Here is a 24911-nt window from a genome sequence, read left to right as displayed (position 1 = left end):
CTTATCATGATTGAAATGCCTCCCTTGCAGTTCGCCAAGCTGAACGGCATTCGCATGGGATATTACGACGCCGGCCCCATGAGCGACACGCCGCCTGTGGTGCTGTGCCATGGCTGGCCGGAAATGGCGTTCTCCTGGCGGCATCAGATCAAGGCACTGGCTGCCGCCGGCATCCGTGTCATCGCGCCGGACCAGCGCGGCTATGGCGCGACGTCGCGGCCTGACGCGGTCGAGGACTACAGTATTGAACATCTCACCGGCGATCTCGTCGCATTGCTCGATCATCTCAAGATCGACAAGGCGATCTTCGTCGGCCACGACTGGGGCGGCTTCATCGTCTGGCAGATGCCGCTGCGGCATCGCGACCGTGTCGCTGGCGTGGTCGGCGTGAATACGCCGCATACCGACCGCGCACCGGCCGATCCCCTGCTGATCTACAAGAAGCGCTTCGGCGAGACGATGTATATCGTCCAGTTCCAGGATCCCACACGCGAGCCGGATCGCATCTTCGGCGAGAATGTCGATAAGGCCTTCGATTTCTTCATGCGCAAGCCGATGCCACGCAAGCACGCGAATATCGGCGAAGCGCCCGTCGGCGGCATCGGCGCGTCGTCGAAGACCAATCTGGCGTTTCCCCAGATGGTGGCGGGCTATGACCCCGCAAAGGACCCGCGCCAGAAGATTCTCTCCGACGAGGAAAAGAAGATCTTCGTCGACGCCTTCAAGGAATCCGGTTTCACCGGCGGCATCAACTGGTATCGCAACATGAGCGCCAACTGGGCGCGCGCCGAAGGGCTCGATCACACCGTGCGCGTGCCCTCGCTGATGATCATGGCAGAGAACGACGCGGTGCTGCCGCCCTCCTCCGCCGACGGCATGGAGAACATCATCCCCGATCTGGAGAAATATCTGGTGAAAGACAGCGGTCACTGGACCCAGCAGGAAAAGCCCGACGAGGTCAGCCAGGTGCTGATCGACTGGCGGCGAAGACGGTTTGGGTAAGAATGAAACCTTTCAATGTCATTGCGAGCGCAGCGAAGCAATCCAGAAAGCAACAAAGAAAGACTGGATTGCTTCGTCGCCAAGAGGCTCCTCGCAATGACGAAAGAGACGAAGCGACAGCGGGGAGAAGACGACCACATGCCATCCACCAACAAACTCGCCCCGATCCCGCATCCACCGAAGAAACCGGTGGTGGGCAATATGCTGTCGCTGGACGCCAATGCGCCGGTGCAGGATCTGGCGCGGCTGGCCAAGGAGCTCGGGCCGATCTTCTGGCTGGACATGATGGGCTCACCCATCGTCATCGTCGGCGGCCACGATCTGGTGGACGAGCTCAGCGACGAGAAGCGCTTCGACAAGGCGGTGCGCGGCGCGCTGCGCCGGGTCCGCGCGGTCGGGGGCGACGGGCTGTTCACGGCGGATACGAAAGAGCCGAACTGGACCAAGGCCCACAACATCCTGCTGCAGCCGTTCGGCAACCGCGCGATGCAGTCCTATCACCCGAGCATGGTGGATATCGCCGAGCAGCTGGTGAAGAAATGGGAACGCCTCAATACCGACGAGGAAATCGACGTCGTCCATGACATGACGGCGCTGACGCTGGACACGATCGGCCTGTGCGGTTTCGACTATCGCTTCAACTCGTTCTACCGGAGCGACTACCACCCCTTCGTGGAATCGCTGGTGCGCTCGCTCGAGACCATCATGATGACCCGCGGCCTGCCGCTGGAAAGTCTGTGGATGCAGAAGCGCCGCCGCGATCTCGCCGGCGACGTCGCTTTCATGAATTCCATGGTCGACGAGATCATCGCCGAGCGCCGCAAGAATGCCGAGGCGACCGAGGCCAAGAAGGACATGCTCGGCGCCATGATGACCGGCGTCGACCGCGCCACCGGAGAACAACTCGACGACGTCAACATCCGCTACCAGATCAACACTTTCCTGATCGCCGGCCACGAGACCACATCGGGTCTGCTGTCATGCGCGATCTACGCGATGCTGAAACATCCGGAGGTGCTGAAGAAGGCCTATGAGGAAGTCGACCGCGTCTTCGGCCCCGATGTAAACGCCAAGCCGACCTATCAGCAGGTCTCGCAACTTCACTACATCACGCAGATCCTCAAGGAGTCGTTGCGGCTGTGGCCGCCGGCACCGGCCTATGGCATCGCGCCGGTGCAGGACGAAACCATCGGCGGCGGCAAGTACAAGCTCCGCAAGGGCACCTTCGTCACCATCTTGGTGCTGGCGCTGCATCGCGATCCCTCGGTCTGGGGACCCAATCCGGATGCCTTCGATCCCGAGAATTTTTCGAAGGAAGCCGAAGCCGCACGGCCGATCAACGCCTGGAAACCGTTCGGCAATGGCCAGCGCGCCTGTATCGGCCGCGGCTTCGCCATGCATGAAGCGGCGCTAGCGCTCGGCATGATCTTGCAGCGCTTCAAGATGACCGACCACAAACGCTACCAGATGGTGCTGAAGGAAACGCTGACCATCAAGCCCGACGGTTTCAAGATCAAGGTGCGCCCGCGCCACGATCATGAGCGCGGCGCCTATGCCGCACGCACAAGCGCAGCCGCTGCGGCCGCGCCGCTCGCGCCTGTCGCCACCGGCCGTGCGCGGCCGAGCCACAACACGCCGCTGCTGGTGCTCTATGGCTCCAATCTTGGCACCGCCGAGGAACTGGCGACGCGCGTCGCCGATCTCGCCGAAGTCAACGGCTTCGCCACCAAACTCGCGCCGCTGGATGACTTTGTCGGCAAACTGCCAACCGAGGGCGGCGTTCTCATTTTCTGCGCGTCCTATAACGGCGCGGCACCCGATAACGCCACGCAATTCGTCAACTGGCTCGGCACCGACCTGCCGAAGGACGCCTTTGCCAAGGTGCGCTACGCCGTGTTCGGCTGCGGCAACAGCGACTGGCTCGCCACCTATCAGTCGATCCCCCGCTATATCGACGACAAGCTGCGCGAACATGGCGCGACCAACGCCTATGTGCGCGGCGAAGGCGATGCGCGCGACGATCTAGACGGTCAGTTCGAGGACTGGTTCGCGAAACTGCGCCCGCTCGCGGTGAAGGAATTCGGCCTCGATACTGGCTTCGAGCGCAGCGCCGACGATGCACCGCTCTATCGGATCGAACCTGTCGCGCCGAGCGCGGTGAACACCGTCGTGGCGCTCGGCGGCGTGGTCCCGATGAAAGTGCTGGGCAATCGCGAACTGCAGAACGGCGCATCCGATCGCTCGACGCGGCATATTGAGATCGAGCTTCCTGCCGGGACCAGCTACCGCGTCGGCGATCACCTCAGCGTGGTGCCGCGCAACGATCCCGCGCTGGTCGATGCGGTGGCGCGCCGCTTCGGCTTCCTCCCCGACGACCAGATCCGGCTGCAGGTCGCGACGGGCCGCCGCGCGCAATTGCCGGTCGGCGATGTCGTCTCAGTCGGCCGATTGCTGACAGAGTTCGTCGAGCTGCAGCAGGTCGCCACCCGCAAGCAGATCCAGATCATGGCGGAGAACACGCGCTGCCCGATGACCAAACCGAAATTGCTCGGTTATGTCGGCGACGATCCCGCGGCAAGCGAGCGCTATCGCAGTGACATCCTAGCCAAACGCAAATCGGTGTTCGACCTCCTCGAAGAACATCCGGCCTGCGAATTGCCGTTCCACACCTATCTGGAAATGCTGTCGCTGCTGGCGCCACGCTATTACTCGATCTCGTCGTCACCGCAAGGCGAGACATCGCGCTGCAGCGTCACCACAGCCGTCGTTCAAGGCCCCGCGCATTCCGGCCGCGGTATCTATCGAGGCGTCTGCTCCAACTATCTCAGCGGCCGCCGCGCCGGCGATACCGTGCATGCGATCGTGCGCGAGACCAAGGCCGGCTTCCGCCTGCCCGCCGATCCCGCGGTACCATTGATCATGATCGGACCCGGCACGGGCCTCGCGCCGTTCCGCGGCTTCCTGCAGGAACGCGCCGCACTCAAGGCGCAAGGCGCCGTGCTCGGTCCCGCGCTGCTGTTCTTCGGCTGCCGCCATCCCGATCAGGACTTTCTCTATGCCGAGGAGCTGAAGGGTTTCGCCGCCGATGGTATCTGTGAACTACACACCGCTTTCTCGCGCGGCGATGCACCGAAGACCTATGTGCAGCACCTCATCACCCAGCAGAAGGACCGCGTCTGGGATCTGATTGAGCAGGGCGCCATTACTTATGTCTGCGGCGACGGCGGCAAGATGGAGCCGGATGTGAAGGCAGCGCTGATGGCGATCCAGCGCGAGCGCAGCGGCGGCGATGATGCTGCGGCGCTGACCTGGATCGACGACCTCGGCACACGTAATCGCTACGTGCTCGACGTCTGGGCCGGGAGCTAGCGAGAGGCTGATACCAGTTCCATTGTCACAATCGCTGTCACAAAAGACCGCGCGCACTGTCACAATTGCCATACGCGCAATCTCTCATTAATCGCTACGACGATTTGTTTGGCGCATGACGCGGTTGTCACTTTTTCGCAGGGACTTTCCGTGTCATATGTTTGACATGAGCCCACGTTCCGCCCGATCCCCCGAACCGATTGATGTCCCGTACGAGCCGCCACAGCTGGCGCGCGCGAATGGCATCGATATCTGTTACGATGTCTTCGGCTATTCGGACGCGGAACCGATGGTGATGATCATGGGCCTCGGCGCCCAGATGATTCACTGGGACGACGACTTCTGCCGCGAATTGGCCAGCAATGGCTTTCGCGTGATCCGCTTCGACAACCGCGACATCGGCCTGTCCTCCAAGATGGCCGGCGGCAAGCCGTTCACTCTGTACGAACTGGCCAAGCTGCGTTTTCTCGGTACGCCCGTCTCCGCCCCCTACAAGCTGAGCGACATGGCGACCGACGTCGTGGCCCTGCTCGACGTGCTGCGCATCCGCTCCGCACATGTGGTCGGCGCATCGATGGGCGGCATGATCGCGCAGGAAATGGCGATCACTTATCCGGAGCGCCTGCGCTCGCTGACCTCGATCATGTCGACCACCGGCAATCCGCGCCTGCCGCAGCCGAGCCGCGCGGTGTCACTGTTGCTGCTGAAGCCACAGCCGACCGGCTATGAGGCGTTCCTCGAACGCTTCAAGCAGACCTGGCTGTTCCTGCGCGTTGGCAGCTTCCCCGACGACGAAGCCAGGGATCTCGACCGCGCCGAACGGACCTATGCGCGTGGCCTGAGCCCGGCCGGCGTCGGCCGGCAACTCCGCGCCATCCTCGCTTCGGGCAGCCGTAAAGAGCGTCTCGCCACGGTCACCGCGCCGACGCTGGTGATCCACGGCAAGATCGATCCTCTGGTGCATCCGGCCGCCGGCCGCGACACGGCGGCGTCGATTCCCGGCGCAAAGCTGATGATGGTCGACCGGATGGGCCACGCTCTGCCGATCTCGATGTGGTCCCTGGTGATCGACGCCATCTCGCGGCATGCGCACGGGGCGAAGCTGCAGCAGACGCTGCAGGCCAACGCGCGCCGCGCGGGCTGAGCGCGCGCCTACTTCTTGTCCTTCGGACGCGCAGCGCCAAGCCCGGCCATATTGGCGAACATCTCCTGGAAGCGCTCGCCCATCTTCGGATCGAACGAGAACCAGCTCTGCATGATGGAATCCGGCGAAAACTTGTCGATGTTGTCCATCATCTTTTTCTGCATCTGATCCATCATCGCCGACTGCATCGGCTGCACATCAGGCAGCCCCAGGAATTCGCGCGCCTCAAGCGGCGTGCAGTCCACGGTGACGATCACTTTCATTATCAGCTCCTGAGGCAAACCGGCCGCTCACGCGAACATGGCGACGCAGCGGCAGTATCGCCGCTGACGCCTGCCCGATGCAAGCGATGTGACATCTACATTGCAGTTGCGAGATGTCAGCCGAAACGCTCAGCCGCGAAGGCCTTGGGATCGGTGAACGGCGTGACGCCCGTCACCATGTCCGCAATCAGGCGGCCGGTCACCGGCCCCAGCGTGAAGCCATGATGCTGGTGGCCGAAATCGAACCACAGGCCCTTGTGGCGCGGCGCCTTGCCGATCACCGGCAGCATGTCCGGCAGGCAGGGCCGCGCGCCCATCCAGGGCTTCGCCTCGACGGGATTGCCGAGCGGGAAGGTCTGCCGTGCGATCGGCAGCGCCCGCTCGATCTGCGCCGGCGTCGGCGGCGCATCGCGGAGCGCGAACTCGGCGCCGGTGGTCAGCCGGATGCCGCGATTCATCGGCGCCAGCAGATAGCCGCGATCGGCATCGAGAACCGGATGGCGCAGCACCGCATTGCCGGATGGCGCCAGATGGATGTGATAGCCGCGCTTGCTCTTGAGCGGGATGTTGTAGCCGAGCGGCCGAAACACCTGATCCGACCATGGCCCGAGCGCGACCACGACATCGCGCGCGACCAGCGCCCCGTTCGGCCCGGCCACGCGCCATTTGCCGTCGCTCTGCTCCAGCGTCCGGGCGTCGGCGGCAATGAAGCGACCGCCCTTGCGGATGAACAGCGCGGCATAGGCTTTTGCGAGGCCGCCAGGATCTGGCACGAAGCCCGGCGACGTCCAATGTATGGCACCGGCAAAATCGGTGGACAGGTTCGGCTCCTGCTCGGCAATGGCGGCAGCGTCCAGAACGTCGCCCGGCACGCCATAGGCGCGATGGCGTTCGAGATCCGCGATGCCTTTCGCCAGCGTAGCCTCGGAACGAAACGCGTTGATCCAACCCATCCGGCGCAGCAGCTCCGGCACGCCGGCCTCCGCGATCAGCGCCTCGTGCTCGGTCAGGCTACGCTGGATCAGCGGCAGCGCCGCCATCGCACTGCGGAGCGCTCCCTCAGGCGACGAGTTCAGGAAATATCTGACGATCCACGGCAGCATGCCGGGCAGCGCGTTGAGATGATAGTGCACCTCCGGCGCGCGGTTCAGCGCATATTTAAAGAGCTTGGTGAGATCGCGCGGCAGCATATAGGGGAAAACCGAACAGCACTGGATCAGCCCGGCATTGCCATAGCTGGTTTCCTCGCCGGCCTTCTCATGCCGGTCGACCAGCACCACATTGCGGCCGCGCGCCTGCAGATGCAGCGCCGCCGACACACCGACCATACCTGCGCCAAGCACAAGCACATCAGCCTTGAGTTCCGCCATTCCTGCTCCGAAATCTTGCCGTTCTGGCGGTCCTATTAGCGCTGTGTCGTGACCGAATGATGCACGCACGCAATGCGTGGAATTGCTTATGCCCGATCCTAGCAAGGATTGCGCCAGCCGCCTCATTGTGCAGCGCATAGCTGACAAATGCTGCTTGCGCGGCGTGCAATCTCCGCCAACAATGTGACACTCGCTCAACTGTCGGGCGGCCGCGCGGTGATGCAATCGCGGCAATGCAATGGAGAAGCTCAGTATGTCGATCCGCCAGACTTTCATTGCCGCCGCTGCATCGCTGATTGCCTTCGCCACCTTTTCTGCCCCCATGCTGCCCGCCTCCGCACAAACGCTGCGCTATGCCAATCAGGGCGACCTGAAATCGCTCGATCCCTATACGCTGCGCGAAACCACGACGATCGCTCATCACGGCCAGGTCTATGAAGGCCTCGTCGGACGCGGCAAGGATCTGCAGATCATCCCGGCGCTTGCCGAGAGCTGGGAAACACCGGAGCCGACGCGCTGGCGCTTCCATCTGCGCAAGGGTGTCAAATTCCACAATGGCGCCCCCTTCACCGCAGATGATGTCGTGTTCTCCGCCGACCGCGTGCGCGCCAAGGGCTCCGACTTCACGACGGTCATTCCGGCCGATGCCAAGGTGCTCAAGATCGACGACTACACCGTCGATTTCGTGCTGACCAAGCCCAATCCCATCCTGACGTCGCAATGGGACGTCTGGTACATCATGGACAAGAAATGGGCGGAGGCGAACAATGCGAACGCGCCGACACCCGCCGCGGCGACCTCGCCAAGCTTCGCGTCGTTGAATGCGAATGGCACGGGGCCCTTCACCATCGAAAGCCATCAGCCGGGCGTGAAGACAGTCTTCAAGGTCAACCCGAACTGGTGGGGCAAGCCCGAGCATAATCTCAAGGAGATCATCTTCACGCCGATCGCCTCCGATGCCACCCGCGTCGCGGCGCTGCTGTCCGGCGAAGTCGACATCATCGAGCCGGTGCCGGTGCAGGACATCGCGCGCGTCAATGGATCAGCCAACGCCGCGGTGATGGCCGGGCCGGAGCTGCGCACTATCTTCCTCGGCATGGACCAGATCCGCGACGAGCTGTTGTTCTCCAACATCAAGGGCAAGAACCCGTTCAAGGACATCCGCGTCCGCGAAGCCTTCTACAAGGCCATCGACATTGAGCTGATCAAGAGCCGCGTCATGCGTGGCCTGTCGACACCATCCGCCTTGATGATCGCACCGCCGCTGTTCAAGCTCTCCGGCGACTTCACGCGGCCGAAATACGACGCCGACGGCGCCAAGAAACTGCTGGCCGATGCCGGCTATCCCGACGGATTCGAAGTCGGCATGGATTGCCCGAATGATCGCTATGTCAATGACGCCGCGATCTGCCAGGCGGTGGTCGGCATGCTCGCGCGCATCGGCGTCAAGGTCACGCTGAACGCGCAGCCGAAGGCGCTGTATTTTGCCAAGGTCTTCAAGACCGGCGGCTTCAACACCTCATTCTATCTGCTCGGCTGGACACCGGGCACGCAGGATTCGCACAATGTGATGCATGACATCATGGGCTGTCGCGACGATCCCGCGAGCCCGCGCGGCGCCACCAATCTCGGCGGTTATTGCAACAAGGATTTCGACGCCCTCACCGACAAGGTGCTGCAGGAGACCGACACCGCCAAGCGCGACCAGCTCATCAAACAGGCCTATGAGATCGCCGCCAAGGACTGGGCCTATATCCCGCTGCATCAGCAAGCGCTGGCCTGGGGCGTCTCCAAGAAGGTGAAGATCGTGCAGCGCCCAGACAACCAGGTGCTGCCATACTGGGCGGTGAAGCAGGACTAGGCGGCACCCAAGCGGAAAGCGAAGGTCACGCATGCTCGCTTTCATCCTGCGCCGCGCATTGCAGTCCATTGGTGTGATGATCGCCGTCGGCATCATCGCCTTCACCATGTTCCGCTTTGCCGGCGATCCCGTGAACCAGATGGTGGCCATCGACACCACGCCGGCGCAGCGCGCCGAGGTGCGCGCGTCGCTTGGCCTCGACGATCCTGTCCCGGTGCAATTCGCGCGCTACTTCATCAATGCCGTGCAGTTCAAGTTCGGCGTCTCCTACCAGTTTCGCCAGCCGGTCTCGGCGCTGCTGAAGGAGCGCATGCCGGCAACGCTGGAGCTCGCCACCTGCGCCACGGTGATCGCCATGGTGTTCGGCATCCTGATGGGCATCTATTCGGCGCTACGCAGGGATTCGTTCTTCGCCAAGGTGCTGCAGGCAGTGTCGCTGATCGGCATCTCGCTGCCGACCTTCCTGATCGGCATTCTGCTGATCTATCTCTTCGCGGTCACTCTGGGCTGGCTGCCCTCCTTCGGGCGCGGCGACGTCGTCAAGTTCGGCTGGTGGACCACCGGCCTGCTGACGATCTCCGGCCTGAAGGCGCTGATCATGCCGTCGGTGACGCTCGGCCTGTTCCAGATGACGCTGATCATGCGCCTCGTCCGCGCCGAAATGCTGGAAGTGCTGCGCACCGACTATATCCGCTTCGCCCGCGCCCGCGGATTGACCACGCGGGCGATCCATTTCGGTCATGCGCTCAAGAACACGCTGGTGCCGGTCATCACCGTGGCCGGGCTGCAATTCGGCTCGGTCATCGCCTTCGCCATCATCACCGAGACGGTGTTCCAGTGGCCGGGTATGGGGCTGCTGTTCGTGCAGGCCGTGCAGAATGTCGATATCCCGATCATGGCGGCCTATCTCCTGGTGGTGTCGCTGATCTTCGTCACCATCAACCTGATTGTGGACATCCTCTACACCGTCGTCGATCCGCGCCTGCGCGCGACGATCAACCGGCCGGCATGAGGGGGTGATGATGAATCCAGACCTTCGCCACCTTACCGCCCGTGTTCCTGCAAGCACTCTCAGACTGTCGTCCCCGCCTAGTGCGCCTCCGGCGCACGCGGGGCGGGGACCCATAACCGCCGTGCGCGTAGTTAAAACGCGGCTTCACCCACGGCACCTCACCGCGAGCTCGGTGATTATGGATCCCCGCCTTCGCGGGGATGACAACTGTAAGCCTAGTGCACTCCAGCGGAGCGCGAACGTGCGGAGCACACGATGACCGACGCGCCCGTCCCCCGCACACCGTCCCTCCTCGCTCGCGCCATCGACAGCGACATCTTCTATTCGTTCCGCCGCTCGAAGCTCACAATGGTGGCGGCTGCGATCGTGTTTGTGCTGCTGATGATGGCGCTGTTCGCGCCTTTACTCGTCGTGCAGAATCCATTCGATCCGGCGCAGCTCGAACTGATCAATTCCCGCATCTCGCCGCTCTGGACGGCGGAGGGCCAGAGGCCGTTCCTGCTCGGCACCGACGAACAGGGGCGCGATATCTATTCGGCGATCCTCTACGGCATGCGGATTTCGCTGGTGGTCGGCGTGCTCGGCGTTAGTTTCGCGGCAGTACTCGGCATCGGGCTCGGCCTGATCGCCGGCTATGTCGGCGGCGCCGTGGACAGCCTGATCATGCGCATTGCCGATGTGCAGCTCACTTTCCCCGCGATCCTGATCGCGCTCTTGATCGACGGCGTCGTGAAATCGGCGCTCGGCAATCATCTCGATGCATCGACCACGTTGATCGTGCTGGTGGTGGCCATCGGGCTGAGTTTCTGGGTGCAATATGCCCGCACCGTGCGCGGCTCGGTGATGGTGGAGAAGAACAAGGACTATGTCGCCGCGGCACAGCTGATCGGCCTGCCCGCGCGCGTAATCATGATCCGCCATGTGCTGCCGAACACCATGGGGCCGATCCTGGTGATCGCCACCATCAATCTCGCGCTGGCCATCATCACCGAAGCGACGCTGTCGTTTCTTGGCTCCGGCATGCCTGACACGATGCCGTCGCTGGGCACGCTGATCCGCATCGGCAACAACTATCTGTTCTCCGGCGAGTGGTGGGTCATCGCCTTTCCCGGCCTCGCACTGGCCTCGCTGATCCTGTCGATCAACCTGCTCGGCGACTGGCTGCGCGATGCGCTGAACCCGAAGCTGCAATGATGCCTCACCTTAAGCAGTGCCCGACATGAGCGTGCCCGTCCTCTCCGTGCGCAACTTGTGCGTTGAGTTCGCCAGCCGGCGCGGCGCGCTGCGTGCCATCGACGGCGTGTCCTTCGACATCGCCAAGGGCGAGGTGCTGGGCGTGGTCGGCGAATCCGGCGCCGGCAAATCGGTGACGGGACTTGCGGCCATCGGCCTGATCGATCCGCCCGGACGGATCGCGGGCGGCGAGATCCTGCTGTCCGGATTGCGCATCGACAATCTGCCGCCGGAGCAGATGCGCCGGATTCGCGGCAAGCGCATCGCGATGATCTTTCAGGATCCGCTGACCAGCCTCAATCCGCTGTATCGCATTGGCGACCAGCTGGTGGAGACGATCCGCACCCATCTCAACATGAACGAGACGCAGGCACGCAAGCGCGCGGTGGATCTGCTCGCCGAGGTCGGCATTCCCGCCCCTGACAAGCGCGTCGATGCCTATCCGCATGAATTCTCCGGCGGCATGCGGCAGCGCGTGGTGATCGCGCTGGCGATCGCGGCCGAGCCCGAACTGATCATCGCCGACGAACCGACTACCGCGCTCGATGTCTCCGTGCAGGCGCAGATCATCGCGCTGATCAAGCGGCTCGGCCGCGACCACGGCACGGCGGTGATGCTGGTCACCCATGACATGGGCGTGATCGCCGAGACGTCCGACCGCGTCGCCGTGATGTATTCCGGGCGCATCGCCGAGATCGGACCGGTGCGCGACGTGGTGCAGAACCCGCTGCATCCCTACGCCAAGGGACTGATGGGCGCGATCCCGACGCTGACGGGCGACGCCTCGCAGCGGCTGGTGCAGATTCCAGGCTCAATGCCGCGGCTGTCTGCCATTCCGCAGGGCTGTGCGTTTAATCCGCGCTGCAGTTTCGCGTTCGACCGCTGTCGGGTGGAGCGACCCGAACCCATCGCCGTCGGCGCGCAGCAGGTCGCTTGTCATCTCTATGACCCCCGGCATCTCCATGACCACGCCCCTGCGGAGAGCGTGGCATGACGACGCTGGTGCAGGCCCGCAATCTCAAACGCGCCTTCGACGTCTCGAAGCCCTGGCTGAACCGCGTCATCGAGCGCAGCCCGATGGAGTTTCTGAAGGCCGTCGACGGCGTGTCGTTCGAGATCAAGCGCGGCGAGACCTTTGCGCTGGTCGGCGAATCCGGTTCGGGCAAGAGCACGGTGGCGCGGATGGTGGTCGGGCTGCTGCCGCCGACATCCGGCGACGTCATCATCGACGGCGTCTCGATGAGCGATCCCGGCCAGGCGGGCGCGCGAAGACTGCTGCGCAAGCGCATCCAGATGATCTTCCAGGATCCCTATGCGAGCCTCAATCCGCGGCTGCGGGTCGATGCGATCATCGCTGAACCGATCCGCGCCTTCGATCTCATTCAGGGCGAGCGCGACATTCGCGCCCGCATTGGCGAATTGCTGACGCTGGTGGGCCTGCATCCCGACGACGGGCAGAAATATCCGCATCAGTTCTCCGGCGGCCAGCGCCAGCGTATCGCGATTGCCCGCGCACTCGCATCGGAGGCCGAATTCATCGTCTGCGATGAGCCGACCTCGGCGCTGGATGTCTCGGTGCAGGCGCAGATTCTCAACCTGATGCGCGAGCTGCAGGACAAATTCGGCCTGACCTATCTGTTCATCAGCCACAACCTTGCTGTGGTCAGGCACATGGCTGACCGGATCGGCGTGATGTATCTCGGCCGCATCGTGGAGATTGCGGAAGGGCGCGAACTGTTCCGCGCGCCGCGCATGCCCTATACGCGCATGCTGCTGGGCGCCGTGCCGGATCTGGCAATGTCAGGCCGCGCACGCATCGCGGTCTCCGGCGAGATTCCGAATCCGATCGACCCGCCCTCCGGCTGCACGTTTCATCCGCGCTGCCCGGAAGTGTTCGATCTCTGTCGCAAGGTCGTGCCGGATCTGGTCGACGGCGTCGCCTGTCATGCGGTCAACAAACTGATCGCGCCGCCAAGCGAGGCTGTCCCCGCCGCGCGGCGATAATTGCGATCGGCGTACACTCAGATCAGGGCGCCCTGAAACGAAAACGCGGCAGGCACCGCAGGGTATCGGCAACAGACCCCCACAGCGCCCACCGCGAAATCATTCAGCCGACACTGTCGGCTGCAGGACCGGCCCGGCAAGATCACTGCGCATGAACGTCAGTACGTCTCCGGACCCGATCCGATCAATCTTCTGCCGGCTCCTCGCCGTCACCGCCATCTTCGTCGCGCTCGATGGGACCGGCGAGAATCTGCTCGGCGATCAGGCCGGAATTCTGCCGGATCGAGGCTTCGATCTTGGCGGTCATGTCCGGATTGGCTTTCAGGAAGGCCTTGGAATTCTCGCGCCCCTGGCCGAGGCGCTGGCTGTCATAGGAGAACCAGGCGCCGGATTTCTCGACGATTCCCGCTTTCACGCCGAGATCGAGGATTTCGCCCATCTTGGAAACGCCTTCGCCATACATGATGTCGAATTCCACCTGCTTGAAGGGCGGCGCCAGCTTGTTCTTCACCACCTTGACGCGGGTCGAATTGCCGACCACTTCGTCGCGCTCCTTGATCGCGCCGATGCGGCGGATGTCGAGACGGACCGAGGCGTAGAATTTCAGCGCATTGCCGCCGGTGGTGGTTTCCGGCGAGCCATACATCACACCGATCTTCATGCGGATCTGGTTGATGAATATCACCATCGTATTGGATTTGTTGATCGAGGCGGTCAGCTTGCGCAGCGCCTGGCTCATCAAGCGCGCCTGCAGGCCGGGCAGCGCGTCGCCCATTTCGCCTTCGAGTTCGGCGCGCGGCACCAGCGCTGCCACGGAGTCGATGATCAGCACGTCCACCGCGCCGGAGCGCACCAGCGTGTCGGCGATTTCCAGCGCCTGTTCGCCGTGGTCCGGCTGCGAGATCAGGAGTTCATCGACATTGACCCCCAGCTTGCGGGCATAGACCGGGTCAAGCGCGTGTTCGGCGTCGATGAAGGCGCAGATGCCGCCCTTCTTCTGGGCTTCCGCGGCGCAATGCAGCGCCAAAGTCGTCTTGCCCGAGGATTCCGGTCCGTAAATCTCGATCACCCGGCCCTTCGGCAGGCCACCGACGCCGAGCGCGATATCGAGGCCGAGCGAGCCCGACGAAATCACCTCGATGTCCATCGACCGGTCGTTCTTGCCGAGCTTCATCACCGAGCCCTTGCCGAACTGGCGCTCGATCTGGGAGAGCGCGGCCGACAGGGCCTTGGTCTTGTCCATGGAGGATCCTTCAACGATACGCAGGGCAGTCGGAGTGGTAGCCATTGATCTAGCTCCTTATGAAGGGATTCGCGACAGGACAAACGGCAAGCGCCAGAGGATAGCGGTGCTGTTCGGGTTGAAGATAATGTACCCCATCTGTTCTATGTTCGCAATATGTTCTTTTGGGAATTTTGGTACTGGCCTGTTTCCGACCTCAGTGGCCTAGTTTGATTTCGGCTGTGGCCTATTATGAAAAAATGACCGCAGAGAAAAAAATCGTTGCAACTGGGATTTGGCTTTACGACCGAACCGCCCCTAGGCGGATTGCTATCTACGCCCAGCCCGCGCGGTTTGCGTCGTCTCGATATGACAACGATGACCAATTGGACGAAAGCCGTCCGATTCCAGAAACGCCAGATGGACTCGTTTATTCGTGCGACCTCACGGGAGGGAGCCACCACACCCTCGACGAGGCGAAGGATTGGGCCGACCAACAACCATGGGGGCCGGTTGAATGGGACTAAGGCCGCCTCAGTGGGCGGCCTCTTTCATTCTTCGTCATCTTCGTCGATATCGTTCAAAAACGGCAGCCGCCCGATTGGGACTCATCCAGCCACTTTTGAACCTTCCTGCACGTTTCCCGCACAACAGGATGTTCGCATCGCTTATGCGTTCAATCCGACATGGGAAGGTCACACGCCGTGAAGACGATCGCACTGCTCTCCGCCGCTGCCCTGTTGCTCGTCGAACTCAGCGGCGCGATGCCCAGGTCGAGCGTGGGCGGCCCGATGACCATCATGCTGATCATGTTTATCGCCATGCTGGCGGTGGGAATTCACGACGCCTGGACAAAGAAGCGCGGCCCGCTTGGATGGATCGCGAGTATTGTCGCTTCGGTCATCGGCGGCTTCGTGGCAGCGAGCCTGGTCGGCGGGGTCATGGACATGATAGGCCCGCACCTGCACCTCAACGGGTCGCTCGCGTCCTCGCAACATCCTCTGCTCTATATCTCGCTCGCAGGCATGGCGATCCTCACGGTGCTCGGATCATGGATCACGCTGCAGATCCCAGGCTGGTTCGTGAACCGCAGCGAAGCACCCCGTAGCGGTGCATGAGGCGGATCACCCTTCATTGAACCTTCTTGCAGCTTTCCTGCACAACAGGGGGTGAAGCCAGAGTAAAATCCGATGAACAGAAATCAGCGCATGGTCGTGGCAACAGCACTCTGCGTGATCGCAACCGTGCTGGCATTTACATTTCTCGTGTGGTCACACGGGCACATATCCAACGCCGCAAAATTTGTCGTCTTCTATACGAACACCGATTCCCATTACCCCGGCCTCGTGAACTATTGGGGCATCTACATTCGGCACGGTCTTGCCGGATACCTGCTCGGTCTGATTGCACCCATCTGCCTTCTGGCGGTCGCAGCATTCGTTGCCCTGGGCAGGCCTTCATCGGGCGATCTGGGAACGTTGCCAAGGTAAGGCCGCCTCGGGGCGCGGCCTCTTTTGGTCAGTGCAGCGGTTGAACCGTCCGGACGCCCGGGTCACCCCAAGACAGGCAAGTCGGGTCACACAAATTGCGAGCCCGGCACGCTCTAGACAGTTCCCTGCCACCACTTTAGAACGCTTCTAGCCAGGGAGCGTGGATGCCCAAGCCAAAGAAAACCGCCGCCGAACTTCAGAAGATCATTCGAGAAGCCGCCGCCATCGCCGGGCCATGGCCCAAGAACATGAGCGTGATCATCTATTCGCTGGATGACAGCTGGCGCGTCATCGTCAGTTACTCGGATCCGGCCCAGACCCCCTTTCGCGACCGGTTGATGGAGATCTGCCGGGGGCTCGCCCATTTCTACGATCTGGACGAGCCAGCCTAGAGTCGCCGGTGCAGCGCACCGGGCCCATGTGACCTGTGCCTTATCCCGCGCGATGCATTTCACGCGTGGCGATCAGATCGCGGATCGGCTGTGCGATCGGTACCGGGCGATGGGTCTTCTGATCGGTATTGACCCAGACGATCTCACCCGTCGCAAACAGATCGCCGGCTGCGCGCGCGAAGATGCCGAGCTCGAACACCAGACTGGAATTGCCGATCCGCGCCACGCGCGCGGCGACGTCCAACTCCTGATCGAACAGGATCGGCGCCTTGTATTCGATCACCGATTTGACGACGTGAAAGTCGACGCCGCTCGCCTTGGCATCGGCAAACTGGTCATAGCCGAGCGCACGAAAATATTCGGTGATGGTCGTGTCGAAGTAAGTGAGATAGTGCGCGTTGAACACGACGCCCTGGCCGTCGATCTCGGAATAGCGCACCCGAAACGGGTGGAAGAACCAGAACCGGTCGCGTGACATATGCCCCTCGCCTATGACGGCGGCTTCGTTCTCCGCCCTGATGCTCCCCTAGCCTCTCTTGCGCGGCGAAGCCAGCCGCCGCAGGGAGACGTCATGCCGCAACTCAGGTCCGCTTGATTGCTTTCAGCACAATGAAAATGTGCGACGCTGCGATGATCACCGACGCCAACATGAGTCCGAGATTGGCGCCGTGAACCTTCTCCGGTGCGAAGGTCGTCGCCGTCCAGATGATCAGGCGCACCGTCAGCATAAAAACGACCATGCCCCACAGTGCAATCCGCTTCGGCGCATCCCACGTCGGCTTGCCGTCGAAGCCCCACTGCATCGCGATGTGCTCACCTGCGATCCGCGGCTCGCCATAGAGGTTGCACCCGATCATCACGACCAGAGCACACGCAAAGACGATATCGGCCGACAACATGATGGCCCCTATGTGAAACTGCGGCCGGATGACGCCTGCATCTCACCTAATCATACCGCAACGATCTATGGCGCCCGATACCATGGCCGCCTTCGATGACGACCCAGAGATGCATCACGGTTCCGAAAGCGGATCCCTGCACGAGAACTGCCTGCCAAAAAAAACCGTTTATTTGCCGCAAATTTTGCACATTTCTATCGACGCACGGAACAAGTTGGTTTAGCGGTATCATTGTCTTACAGCAACCTCAGGTGCTGCAAGCCATTTACACGCGCGCCAGATGTGGTCGTTTCCCGTGCCTCGATTTTTCTTTCATATTATCGCCGAAAACACGTTCCTCGACGATGAAGGGACGAGCTTCAAGGACGATCAGGAAGCGATGCTGCACGCACGTCAGCTTGCATCGGAGATGGTGCGCAGTATCGGCGTCGTGAAGGGCGCGATCGTCGTCGAGAACGAAGACAGCGGCGGATTGTTCGAAGTGCCGCTGTCCTGGAGCAACTGACACAGGCGCATATGTCAGTGGCCGCGCGCGGGCTTCAGTCCATTTGCGCGCCGGCGGCACGGGCCGCCGATGCCACGGTCATCACCTGATCAATTCGCAGCGCTGCCGGTCTTGGTGCGCGGCTGTTTCGCGGGTGCAGCCGCCTTCGGCGCATCGCTGCGCACATTGCCCCATGGATCGGCCGCGGCCTTGGTGTCGGGAATCTTGCGCAGCGACTCGCGATACGCCTTCTCGGTGATCGCGTCCTGCTCCTTCTCCTCCGCCGACTTGGACTTCACCTCCGGCATCAGGTTCATCATCTGCGCGGCGGCCGGGCCGGTCAAAAGCGCGAGCACTGCGACGACGCTGAATAGTTTGCTGGATCGTTTCATGGCACCAAAGCTCCGTGAATTTCGGAGGCGTTATACCACTGGCCATTCGGGCACGCCAAGCGCCTGACGCAAGGCACCCCGTCGTGCCTCACGCAGGTTGAAACCTTCGGAAACCGGGAAACCCGGGCGCTGGCCCGGACTGGAGCCTAGTCGCCCAGCACTTTCTCCGCGGCCGTCACGATGCTGATGGTCGGGTGCGCCGCGCAATAGGTACCGAATTTCTTGGCGTTCTCGACGAACACCTCGGTGTCGATGATCGCATCGTCCGAGTCGCCCTTGTACCAGCCGTCCATCCAGGTCAGCACCATCTTGATCTCGTCGGGACCGGATTCGACGAATTGCTTGCAGGACATGGTGGACAGATCGAGCACGACGGCCTGGGCCGGCGCGGCAGAGAACATGGCAGCGGCAGTCAGAAACGCGCAGGCGAATTTCATCATGGTCCCCTTCCCCGAAAAATGACGCCGGCCGATGGCTGGCTGAGCGTCCAACGGCCAGACGGTATCATGGAGTCCATTTCCTTGATTTGATATTTTTATGAAATCTTCTGATCCTCCAGAACTTCACGAAGGATGAACAGGCGGGTCAGAATCTCTGCAATCGGCTTTATCGGCCGGCAAGATCGCGGTGCTAGGCATGGCGCATGCAGACGATGCGGACCACGACCATGATCGAGAAACGAGCGGCTCCACGACACCGGGTTCTGAAGCGCGGCACGCTGGCCTTTGGCGGCGGCGGTATCGATTGCACCGTCCGCAACCTCTCGGCCTCCGGCGCGCGTGTCGATATCGCAAGCCCGCTCGGCTTGCCCTCGAATTTCATGCTGGTGATCGAGGCGGATCACTTCATCCGCCGCTGCCGTCCGGTCTGGAATAACGACCGCCAGCTTGGCGTGGCGTTCGAGTAGGCGCCCGTCAGTAGCGCCCGCGGCCGCCATAGTTGCCGCCGCCGTAACCGCCGTAGCCTCCACCGCCGTAATAGACGCGCGGTACCGGCTCATAATAGACCGGCGGCGCACGGCGGATGATGACCTCTTCCTCCACGATCTCGCGGCCGCGCCGCGGTGGTGGCGATGGCTTGTCGGCGCGCTTCTTCGTGGGCTCGGTGGTTTTCTCCGCTTTCTTCGATGCAGGCGCTGCTGCGGGCGGCGCACCGCACGGGCATGTCAGGCCCGGTCCGGCCAATGCGACATTGGTCGGCGCGTTCGCTACCGCATCCGGTACCGGCTTGTTGCGCGTGCGCTCCTCGAGCTTCTGCGCGGTCGATGTCAGATCGCTGTCGGGATATTTCGCCAGGAAGTCGCGATAGGACGGCGCGGTGTTGGTGATGACGGCGTTATTCCACGCCACCATCTTGTAATGACGGTCGAGCCATTCTTTCGCCTGCGGTCCGAGCGGCGGCTCGGCATAGAGGCCGACAAAGGCCTCATAGGCTTCCACCGCCCCATCCGAGACGATCAGATTGTTGGCGTCCTGCACCGGCTTGCCCTGCAGCTCCTTGCGCCATTGATCGACGGTTTTCTTGGTAGCCGCAGGCTTGGCGCCGGCATCAGTGCCAAAGAAGCGAAAATCATTGACCAGCGACGAGCTCTCCCACGGTGTCTGCCGGCCTTCGGTCGCCTGATTCACAGATAGTCGCACGCGCTTGAAGGCATCCTCGATCGGCAGGCCCGGCTCGCGCCCCGCTTTCAGCAGCGCTGTCGTATAGGGGCTGTTGCCGTCCTTGCCGTCTTCGGCCTCGGCGCCGGGCGACGTGGAGAATGACAGCAGCGTGCCCGGTGTGCCGAATTTCACGTCGACCTGGGCGAGCCCGCGGCCGGTGGTCTTGCTGATGGCTGGAAACGGATTGTTGCGGCAGGCATCGAGCAGGATGATGCGGCTCTTGCTCGGCACGGATGTCAGCGTGTTCAGGATGTCGTTGAGGCGCACCGCCTGCAGTGGAATATCGGCTTCGCGCTTCGGATCGATATCGACCGGCACCAGATAGTTCTCGCCGTCGATCTGCAGACCGTGGCCGGCATAGAACACCAGCGCCACCGTGTCGGGCCCCTTGGCGGACACATTGGCGGCGAAGCCGGCGATCCTGGCGCGCAGATCGGTCTGCGACAGGTCCGTGGCCGACTGCACCTCGAAGCCGGCATCGCCGAGCATCTGCGCCATGGCCTTGGCGTCATTGACGGGATTGGGGAGCGGCGCGATGGACCGATAGGAGGATTGCCCGATCACCAGCGCCAGCCGACTCTCCGCCCATGCGGCTTGCGAGCCGAGCATCACCGTGGCTGCAACGATCGCGCTGCAAATGACAGGACGAACCATCGAACACTCTCCCCGGCCAAGCAAGTTTGCGCGACGGATAATTCCCCGCCTGATTCAGCTGAAATCAGGATGGCCGTGCGCCAACAATGCGACGGCCTGCCGCTGCCCAATTTGGTCGCTGTCAACGCAAGCGCGGTTCACGGGAACCGCGTGCGGCATGTACTGTCCGAAGATTACTTTTTCTTCGCTGCCGTTGTAGGCGCGGGAGCAGGCGCGACGCCGCCCCATGGATCGTACTTTTCCTTGGGAGTCGGAACGCGCTCCAACGCGGCCTTGTAGGCCTTCTCGTCGATCTTCGGCTTTTCGGGCGCGGGCGCATGATCGCTGCCGCCGCGTTTGCCGCCGCCCACCTGTGCGTTCGCCGGCGCAGCCAGAAGCGCCACTGCCGCGATCGCCAATACCAATGCTCTCATCATGGGTCCCTCCGGCGCCTTGATAGCCTGACGTAGAGGCCATTTTCCAGCCCCAACATGGCGAGGCCGCGACCATCGACCGCAGGTCCGCCCGTCCGCGGAAACGCGCGAATACTCCGGCACCCGTCACCCCGGCCGGCCCATATCCACTGAAAACACAGGCTTTTCAGCGACCGTTTGGTGAACGATCGGTTGCACATTCCCGTCAAATTTCGTGTCCGGAAAAACCGGATCTTGGAATGTTTCTCCTAATCTCGGCAGACAGCAATGGAGAAGCGGCCTGCGCCGCCTTCCTTGCGACGGGGATCGGGGACGTGGTCGACATTGCGAACTCAGCCGGCATGCATGGCAGCAGAGCGACGGGTGCCGAGATGACCGCGGCAAGCCGCCCAGCGTCCGCGCCCAATACGCTTGCGCCGCTCGCGGCAATCGCGCCCGAACCATGGCGCGCGCTCGCGCAGCAGGCCGTCGAGCCGAACGGCTATTATCTCGCCGATTGGGAACTGGCCGTAAATGCATCCGCGCGCGGCCGCACCGATGTCGCCGCGCTCAGCGCCTGGATGAGCGACGCCGGAACGCCCCGCTTGATCGGACTGCTGCCGGTGATCACCGCACGGCGCGCCTATCGCCTTCCTCTCCCGGCACTGGTGAGTGCCGACCCCTATGGCACACTCTCCACGCCGCTGCTCGATCGCAACATGGCATCGGATGCCATCACGCGCTTGCTGCAGCAGGCCCGCAAGGCCGGCGCGCATGCGCTGATCCTCGAGAACGTCTCCCTAGATGGCGCTGCAATGCAGGAGATCCGCAAGTCACTCGCCACGCAGGACCTGGCGCCGCGCATCCTGCAATCCCACGCCCGCGCCTGCCTCGATGCCACGCGCGATGCCGATGACCTGCTGCGCGATGCGCTCGGCGCGAAGAAGCTGAAAGAACTGCGCCGCCAGCGCAATCGTCTCGCCGAACATGGCGGCGTGACTTTCCATGTCGCGCGTACGCCGGCCGAAATCGCGGCGACCATCGACACCTTCCTGACGCTGGAAGCAAGCGGATGGAAGGGCAAACGCGGCACCGCCCTGATGCAGGATGCCGGCGACAATGCCTTCATCCGCAGCGCCACCAAGGCGCTCTCCGAACACGGCCAATGCGAGATCGTCACGCTGCGCACCGGCGACACACCGGTCGCTTCCGGCGTGCTGCTCAGGCATCTCGATCGTGCCTTCTACTTCAAGCTCGGCGTCGACGAGCGCTTCGCCAAACTGTCCCCCGGCGTGCAACTCACGCTCGACGTGACGCGGCATCTCTGCGCCGATCCCGTGATTGCAAGCGCCGACTCCACGGCCAATGCCGGTCACCCGATGATCGACCCGATCTGGCGCGGCCGCCTTGCCATCGGCGACGTGCTGATTCCGCTGCGCAAACACGACCCGCTCGTCTCACTCATCCACGGCGCGCTGACCCTGCGTCGCTCCATCCGCGAGCCACTGCGACGCGTGGCCCGCTCCCTCCGCAACCGCCTCCGCTAGATATCAGGGGTTCAACCATGAACGCAGCTACTGACGTCGCGCCGGTGATCTCGGCCGCCAATCAATCGCTCAAGAACGATTTTCCGCTGAAGCCGTTCGCCATCAAGCACAAGCTCGCCGGACATCCGCTGCTGACGCTGCAGCGTATCGCGCAGCTCGCATCCGAACTGCCGCGCGATCTCATCGAATACAATTCGGGCAAGGTCGCGATCAGCCAGGACCCCGACGCGATCCCGTCGGTGGATCTCGATCCCGTTGAGGTGGTCAATCGTATCGAGACCGCTGGTGCATGGATGGTGCTGAAGCGGATCGAGAACTCGCCCGAGTATCGTCAACTGCTCGAAGACACGCTGCTGTCGGTGGCGCGCGCCCGCGGCTTCAACAGCCTGCTCGATGCCGGCTTCGAACAGCTCGAAGGCTTCCTGTTCGTGTCGTCGCCGAATTCGACCACGCCGTTCCATCTCGACAGCGAGGATAACTTCTTCGTCCAGATCCACGGCGAGAAGTTCTTCACGATCTATGACAACAAAGACCGCGCGATCGTCTCCGACGACGAGATCGAGCGTTCGATGACCAAGCACCGCAACCTCAAATTCGACGACAGCTTCGCGCCGCGCGCCGTTGAGTTTCACATGTTCGATGGCGACGGCTGCTACGTGCCCTATCAGTGGCCGCACTGGGTGCGCACCGCCGGTTCGTTCTCGATCTCGATGGCAATCACCTGGAAGACCAAAGAAGTGCGCCGGGTCAACGACCTGCACTTCTTCAATTCGATGCTGCGTGGTGTCGGCTTCCCGCAGCAGCCGCCGGGCCGGCAGCCGGTGCTGGATATGCTGAAGCTCGCTTTCTACCGGACCGTGACCACGGCGATCAAACCGCTGCGCAGCTCGCTGGCGATGCGCAAAGTTCTGCGCCGCATCGCGCTCGGCAAGAAGGCGAACTACTATCTGAAGGGCGCGTAAGCGCGCGCCCTTACTCGGCCGCCTCCGCGTTCACTTCCGCCGAGACCTGACGGATCGCGCGCGCGAGCTTCTCCGCATCCTGCGCACCGGACACCGCATATTTGCCGGCGAACACGAAAGTCGGCACGCCGGAGATGCCCTTGTCGGCGGCTTCCTTGGCGTTGCCTGAGATCAGCGCGACGTCCTCGTCGGTGGCGAGGCGCTTGCGGATATCGTCCGCATCGAGCCCGACATCGGCCGCAGCCTGCACCAGCGTCTCACTCTGCGTGAGATCTCCGCCATCGCGGAAATACAATTCCATCAGGCGCTGCTTGACCTCGGCCGACTTGCCGGAGGCTTCGGCCCAATGGATCAGCCGGTGGCAATCGATGGTGTTCGGCTGGCGCTTCACGCTGTCCGGCCGGTAGGTCAGGCCCTCCTGCTCGGCCGCATCGACGACACGGCCGGCGATGCCTTTGTAGGCTTCGACAGAACCGAATTTGGTCTCCAGATAGGTCGAGCGATCGATGCCCTCGCGCGGGATCCACGGATTGAGGAAGAACGGCCGCCAATTGACATGCACCGGCACGTCGGGGACCAGCGCAAGCGCATTCTCGATCCGGCGCTTGCCGATATAGCACCACGGGCACACGACGTCGGAGACGATATCGATCTGAAGCGGCTTGATGGTGCTCATGGGCGGGCTCCCTGTATTTGTTCCGCCCACAAATAGGCGTCGTGGACATCGCGGACAAGGCCGTTAGGTCCCGTTTGAAGCGATCTCCCGGAGCCTGTTCGCCGTGACGTCATCCGCCGGAAAGAACGTCTCGATGGCGATTTCCGACAGGGTGATATCCAGCGGCGTACCGAAGGTCATGGTCGTCGACATGAAGCTCAGCACATCGTCGCCCAGCCTCATCCGGAACGGCACCACAACGCTGTCAGCCGCGATCGGCGCCGACCGCGCCGGTACCGGATAGGTCTTCAATTCCTGATACAATTTGATCAGTTCCGGATCGGCGGTTGCCTCGCATTGCCGGTGCAGGCGCTCCAGCAGATGCGCGCACCATTCACCAAGATTGACGGTGCGCGGGGCCAACGCCTCCGGATGAAAGCTCAGCCGCAGCACGTTGAAGGGCTGCCCGAGCAAGCGCGGCGCGATGCCTTCCAGCAGCGGCATCACCATTCGGTTGGCGGACACGAGATTCCAGTGCCGATCGACCGCCAGCGCCGGATTGGGCTCATGGGCCTTCAGCACGAGGTCAATGGCCTGTCGCGCTGAATTCAGCGCGGGATCGTCCAGCGCACGCTGCGGAAAGGCCGGAGCGAAGCCAGCAGCCACCAGCAAGACATTGCGCTCTCGCAGCGGCACGTCGAGCCGCTCGGCCAGCCGCAACACCATCTCGCGCGACGGCGAGGCGCGGCCGGTCTCGAGGAAACTCAGATGACGCGTGGAAATCTCGGCATCGCCGGCCAGATCCAGCTGGCTCAGGCGGCGGCGCTGCCGCCATTCGCGCAAATGATGGCCGATCCCGGCGGGCCGGGATGTTGCGGAGGACGCTGCTGGCTGTGTGTTCAT

The 24911-nt window shown here is 62.8% G+C and carries 26 protein-coding genes; 15 read left to right on the top strand and 11 right to left on the bottom strand.

What is annotated here, in order from left to right:
* The first annotated feature begins 6 nt into the window (after positions 1-6).
* The 3 genes from AB7951_RS07240 (at position 7) to AB7951_RS07230 (ending at position 5515) form a co-directional block, all read left to right on the top strand.
* Positions 7-1002 carry an alpha/beta hydrolase gene (locus tag AB7951_RS07240; RefSeq protein WP_120291293.1) on the top strand — a complete coding sequence of 332 codons (996 nt, stop codon included), beginning with the start codon at positions 7-9 and terminating at the stop codon, positions 1000-1002.
* A 138-nt stretch (positions 1003-1140) separates the two neighbouring features.
* Positions 1141-4371, top strand: coding sequence for a cytochrome P450 (locus AB7951_RS07235; protein ID WP_120291295.1), 3231 nt, complete (start codon positions 1141-1143; stop codon positions 4369-4371).
* Between the two features lie 166 nt (positions 4372-4537).
* Complete coding sequence (locus AB7951_RS07230; RefSeq protein WP_120291853.1) at positions 4538-5515, top strand: alpha/beta fold hydrolase; 978 nt, start codon at positions 4538-4540, stop codon at positions 5513-5515.
* Between the two features lie 8 nt (positions 5516-5523).
* Here the strand turns inward: AB7951_RS07230 and AB7951_RS07225 are convergent, their stop codons facing one another.
* Together AB7951_RS07225 and AB7951_RS07220 are read right to left on the bottom strand one after the other, a co-directional pair.
* Positions 5524-5778, bottom strand: coding sequence for a DUF6489 family protein (locus tag AB7951_RS07225; protein ID WP_120291297.1), 255 nt, complete (start codon positions 5776-5778; stop codon positions 5524-5526).
* A 116-nt stretch (positions 5779-5894) separates the two neighbouring features.
* Positions 5895-7148, bottom strand: a complete 1254-nt coding sequence (locus AB7951_RS07220) for an FAD-dependent oxidoreductase (RefSeq protein ID WP_120291299.1) — start codon at positions 7146-7148, stop codon at positions 5895-5897.
* A gap of 253 nt (positions 7149-7401) precedes the next feature.
* Between AB7951_RS07220 and AB7951_RS07215 the strand changes: the two genes are divergently transcribed.
* The 5 genes from AB7951_RS07215 to AB7951_RS07195 all read left to right on the top strand — a co-directional run bounded on the left by AB7951_RS07215 (position 7402) and on the right by AB7951_RS07195 (position 13258).
* Positions 7402-9009, top strand: a complete 1608-nt coding sequence (locus AB7951_RS07215; protein WP_120291855.1) for an ABC transporter substrate-binding protein — start codon at positions 7402-7404, stop codon at positions 9007-9009.
* Positions 9010-9040: 31 nt separating this feature from the next.
* Positions 9041-10021, top strand: a complete 981-nt coding sequence (locus AB7951_RS07210) for an ABC transporter permease (RefSeq protein ID WP_120291301.1) — start codon at positions 9041-9043, stop codon at positions 10019-10021.
* A 255-nt stretch (positions 10022-10276) separates the two neighbouring features.
* Positions 10277-11215: an ABC transporter permease gene (locus tag AB7951_RS07205; RefSeq protein WP_120291303.1), complete on the top strand. Its 939-nt coding sequence runs from the start codon at positions 10277-10279 to the stop codon at positions 11213-11215.
* A 25-nt stretch (positions 11216-11240) separates the two neighbouring features.
* Complete coding sequence (locus AB7951_RS07200) at positions 11241-12248, top strand: ABC transporter ATP-binding protein (RefSeq protein ID WP_120291305.1); 1008 nt, start codon at positions 11241-11243, stop codon at positions 12246-12248.
* Positions 12245-13258, top strand: a complete 1014-nt coding sequence (locus AB7951_RS07195; RefSeq protein ID WP_120291307.1) for an oligopeptide/dipeptide ABC transporter ATP-binding protein — start codon at positions 12245-12247, stop codon at positions 13256-13258. The genes AB7951_RS07200 and AB7951_RS07195 overlap by 4 nt, the downstream gene beginning before the upstream one ends.
* Before the next feature lie 184 nt (positions 13259-13442).
* On the opposite strand, the gene recA is transcribed toward AB7951_RS07195, so the two are convergent.
* Positions 13443-14546 carry a recombinase RecA gene (recA, locus tag AB7951_RS07190; RefSeq protein WP_089265133.1) on the bottom strand — a complete coding sequence of 368 codons (1104 nt, stop codon included), beginning with the start codon at positions 14544-14546 and terminating at the stop codon, positions 13443-13445.
* A 638-nt stretch (positions 14547-15184) separates the two neighbouring features.
* On the opposite strand from recA, the gene AB7951_RS07185 reads away from it, so the two are divergent.
* The 3 genes from AB7951_RS07185 (at position 15185) to AB7951_RS07175 (ending at position 16362) form a co-directional block, all read left to right on the top strand.
* On the top strand, positions 15185-15598 hold the full coding sequence (locus tag AB7951_RS07185; protein ID WP_120291313.1) for a hypothetical protein: 414 nt from the start codon (positions 15185-15187) through the stop codon (positions 15596-15598).
* Positions 15599-15670: 72 nt separating this feature from the next.
* Positions 15671-15970, top strand: a complete 300-nt coding sequence (locus AB7951_RS07180; protein WP_120291315.1) for a hypothetical protein — start codon at positions 15671-15673, stop codon at positions 15968-15970.
* Positions 15971-16134: 164 nt separating this feature from the next.
* On the top strand, positions 16135-16362 hold the full coding sequence (locus tag AB7951_RS07175) for a hypothetical protein (RefSeq protein ID WP_068735728.1): 228 nt from the start codon (positions 16135-16137) through the stop codon (positions 16360-16362).
* A 40-nt stretch (positions 16363-16402) separates the two neighbouring features.
* On the opposite strand, the gene AB7951_RS07170 is transcribed toward AB7951_RS07175, so the two are convergent.
* Entirely contained in the window at positions 16403-16840 is a 438-nt protein-coding gene (locus tag AB7951_RS07170; RefSeq protein ID WP_120291317.1) for an acyl-CoA thioesterase, read from the bottom strand.
* Positions 16841-16943: 103 nt separating this feature from the next.
* On the bottom strand, positions 16944-17261 hold the full coding sequence (locus AB7951_RS07165; RefSeq protein WP_120291319.1) for a hypothetical protein: 318 nt from the start codon (positions 17259-17261) through the stop codon (positions 16944-16946).
* A 295-nt stretch (positions 17262-17556) separates the two neighbouring features.
* On the opposite strand from AB7951_RS07165, the gene AB7951_RS07160 reads away from it, so the two are divergent.
* A complete protein-coding gene (locus tag AB7951_RS07160) occupies positions 17557-17766 on the top strand; it encodes a DUF6894 family protein (protein WP_068735723.1) in 210 nt (69 codons plus the stop codon).
* An 89-nt stretch (positions 17767-17855) separates the two neighbouring features.
* Here AB7951_RS07160 and AB7951_RS07155 read toward each other — a convergent pair whose 3' ends face one another.
* Both AB7951_RS07155 and AB7951_RS07150 read right to left on the bottom strand, forming a co-directional pair.
* Positions 17856-18137, bottom strand: a complete 282-nt coding sequence (locus AB7951_RS07155) for a hypothetical protein (RefSeq protein ID WP_120291323.1) — start codon at positions 18135-18137, stop codon at positions 17856-17858.
* Between the two features lie 146 nt (positions 18138-18283).
* Complete coding sequence (locus AB7951_RS07150) at positions 18284-18577, bottom strand: HdeA/HdeB family chaperone (protein ID WP_414716866.1); 294 nt, start codon at positions 18575-18577, stop codon at positions 18284-18286.
* 227 nt (positions 18578-18804) lie between these two features.
* On the opposite strand from AB7951_RS07150, the gene AB7951_RS07145 reads away from it, so the two are divergent.
* Positions 18805-19044 (top strand): PilZ domain-containing protein, encoded by a 240-nt coding sequence (locus AB7951_RS07145; protein ID WP_120291857.1) that lies wholly within the window; start codon positions 18805-18807, stop codon positions 19042-19044.
* 7 nt (positions 19045-19051) lie between these two features.
* Here AB7951_RS07145 and AB7951_RS07140 read toward each other — a convergent pair whose 3' ends face one another.
* Both AB7951_RS07140 and AB7951_RS07135 read right to left on the bottom strand, forming a co-directional pair.
* Complete coding sequence (locus AB7951_RS07140) at positions 19052-20452, bottom strand: caspase family protein (protein WP_120291325.1); 1401 nt, start codon at positions 20450-20452, stop codon at positions 19052-19054.
* 173 nt (positions 20453-20625) lie between these two features.
* Positions 20626-20865 (bottom strand): hypothetical protein, encoded by a 240-nt coding sequence (locus tag AB7951_RS07135; protein ID WP_120291859.1) that lies wholly within the window; start codon positions 20863-20865, stop codon positions 20626-20628.
* Between the two features lie 314 nt (positions 20866-21179).
* Between AB7951_RS07135 and AB7951_RS07130 the strand changes: the two genes are divergently transcribed.
* Both AB7951_RS07130 and AB7951_RS07125 read left to right on the top strand, forming a co-directional pair.
* On the top strand, positions 21180-22391 hold the full coding sequence (locus AB7951_RS07130) for a GNAT family N-acetyltransferase (protein WP_439062675.1): 1212 nt from the start codon (positions 21180-21182) through the stop codon (positions 22389-22391).
* Between the two features lie 17 nt (positions 22392-22408).
* Positions 22409-23353, top strand: a complete 945-nt coding sequence (locus AB7951_RS07125) for a JmjC domain-containing protein (RefSeq protein ID WP_120291327.1) — start codon at positions 22409-22411, stop codon at positions 23351-23353.
* A gap of 10 nt (positions 23354-23363) precedes the next feature.
* On the opposite strand, the gene AB7951_RS07120 is transcribed toward AB7951_RS07125, so the two are convergent.
* The gene (locus AB7951_RS07120; RefSeq protein ID WP_093756596.1) at positions 23364-24029 is read right to left on the bottom strand and encodes a DsbA family oxidoreductase; all 666 of its coding nucleotides are present in this window, start codon (positions 24027-24029) and stop codon (positions 23364-23366) included.
* Between the two features lie 63 nt (positions 24030-24092).
* Positions 24093-24911, bottom strand: a complete 819-nt coding sequence (locus tag AB7951_RS07115; RefSeq protein ID WP_120291329.1) for a helix-turn-helix transcriptional regulator — start codon at positions 24909-24911, stop codon at positions 24093-24095.

Source organism: Tardiphaga sp. 285_C5_N1_2, from assembly GCF_052076065.1.
GTDB lineage: Bacteria > Pseudomonadota > Alphaproteobacteria > Rhizobiales > Xanthobacteraceae > Tardiphaga > Tardiphaga robiniae.
Note: the sequence above shows the minus strand (reverse complement) of the source record. Positions and strands in the feature narration are given on the sequence as shown.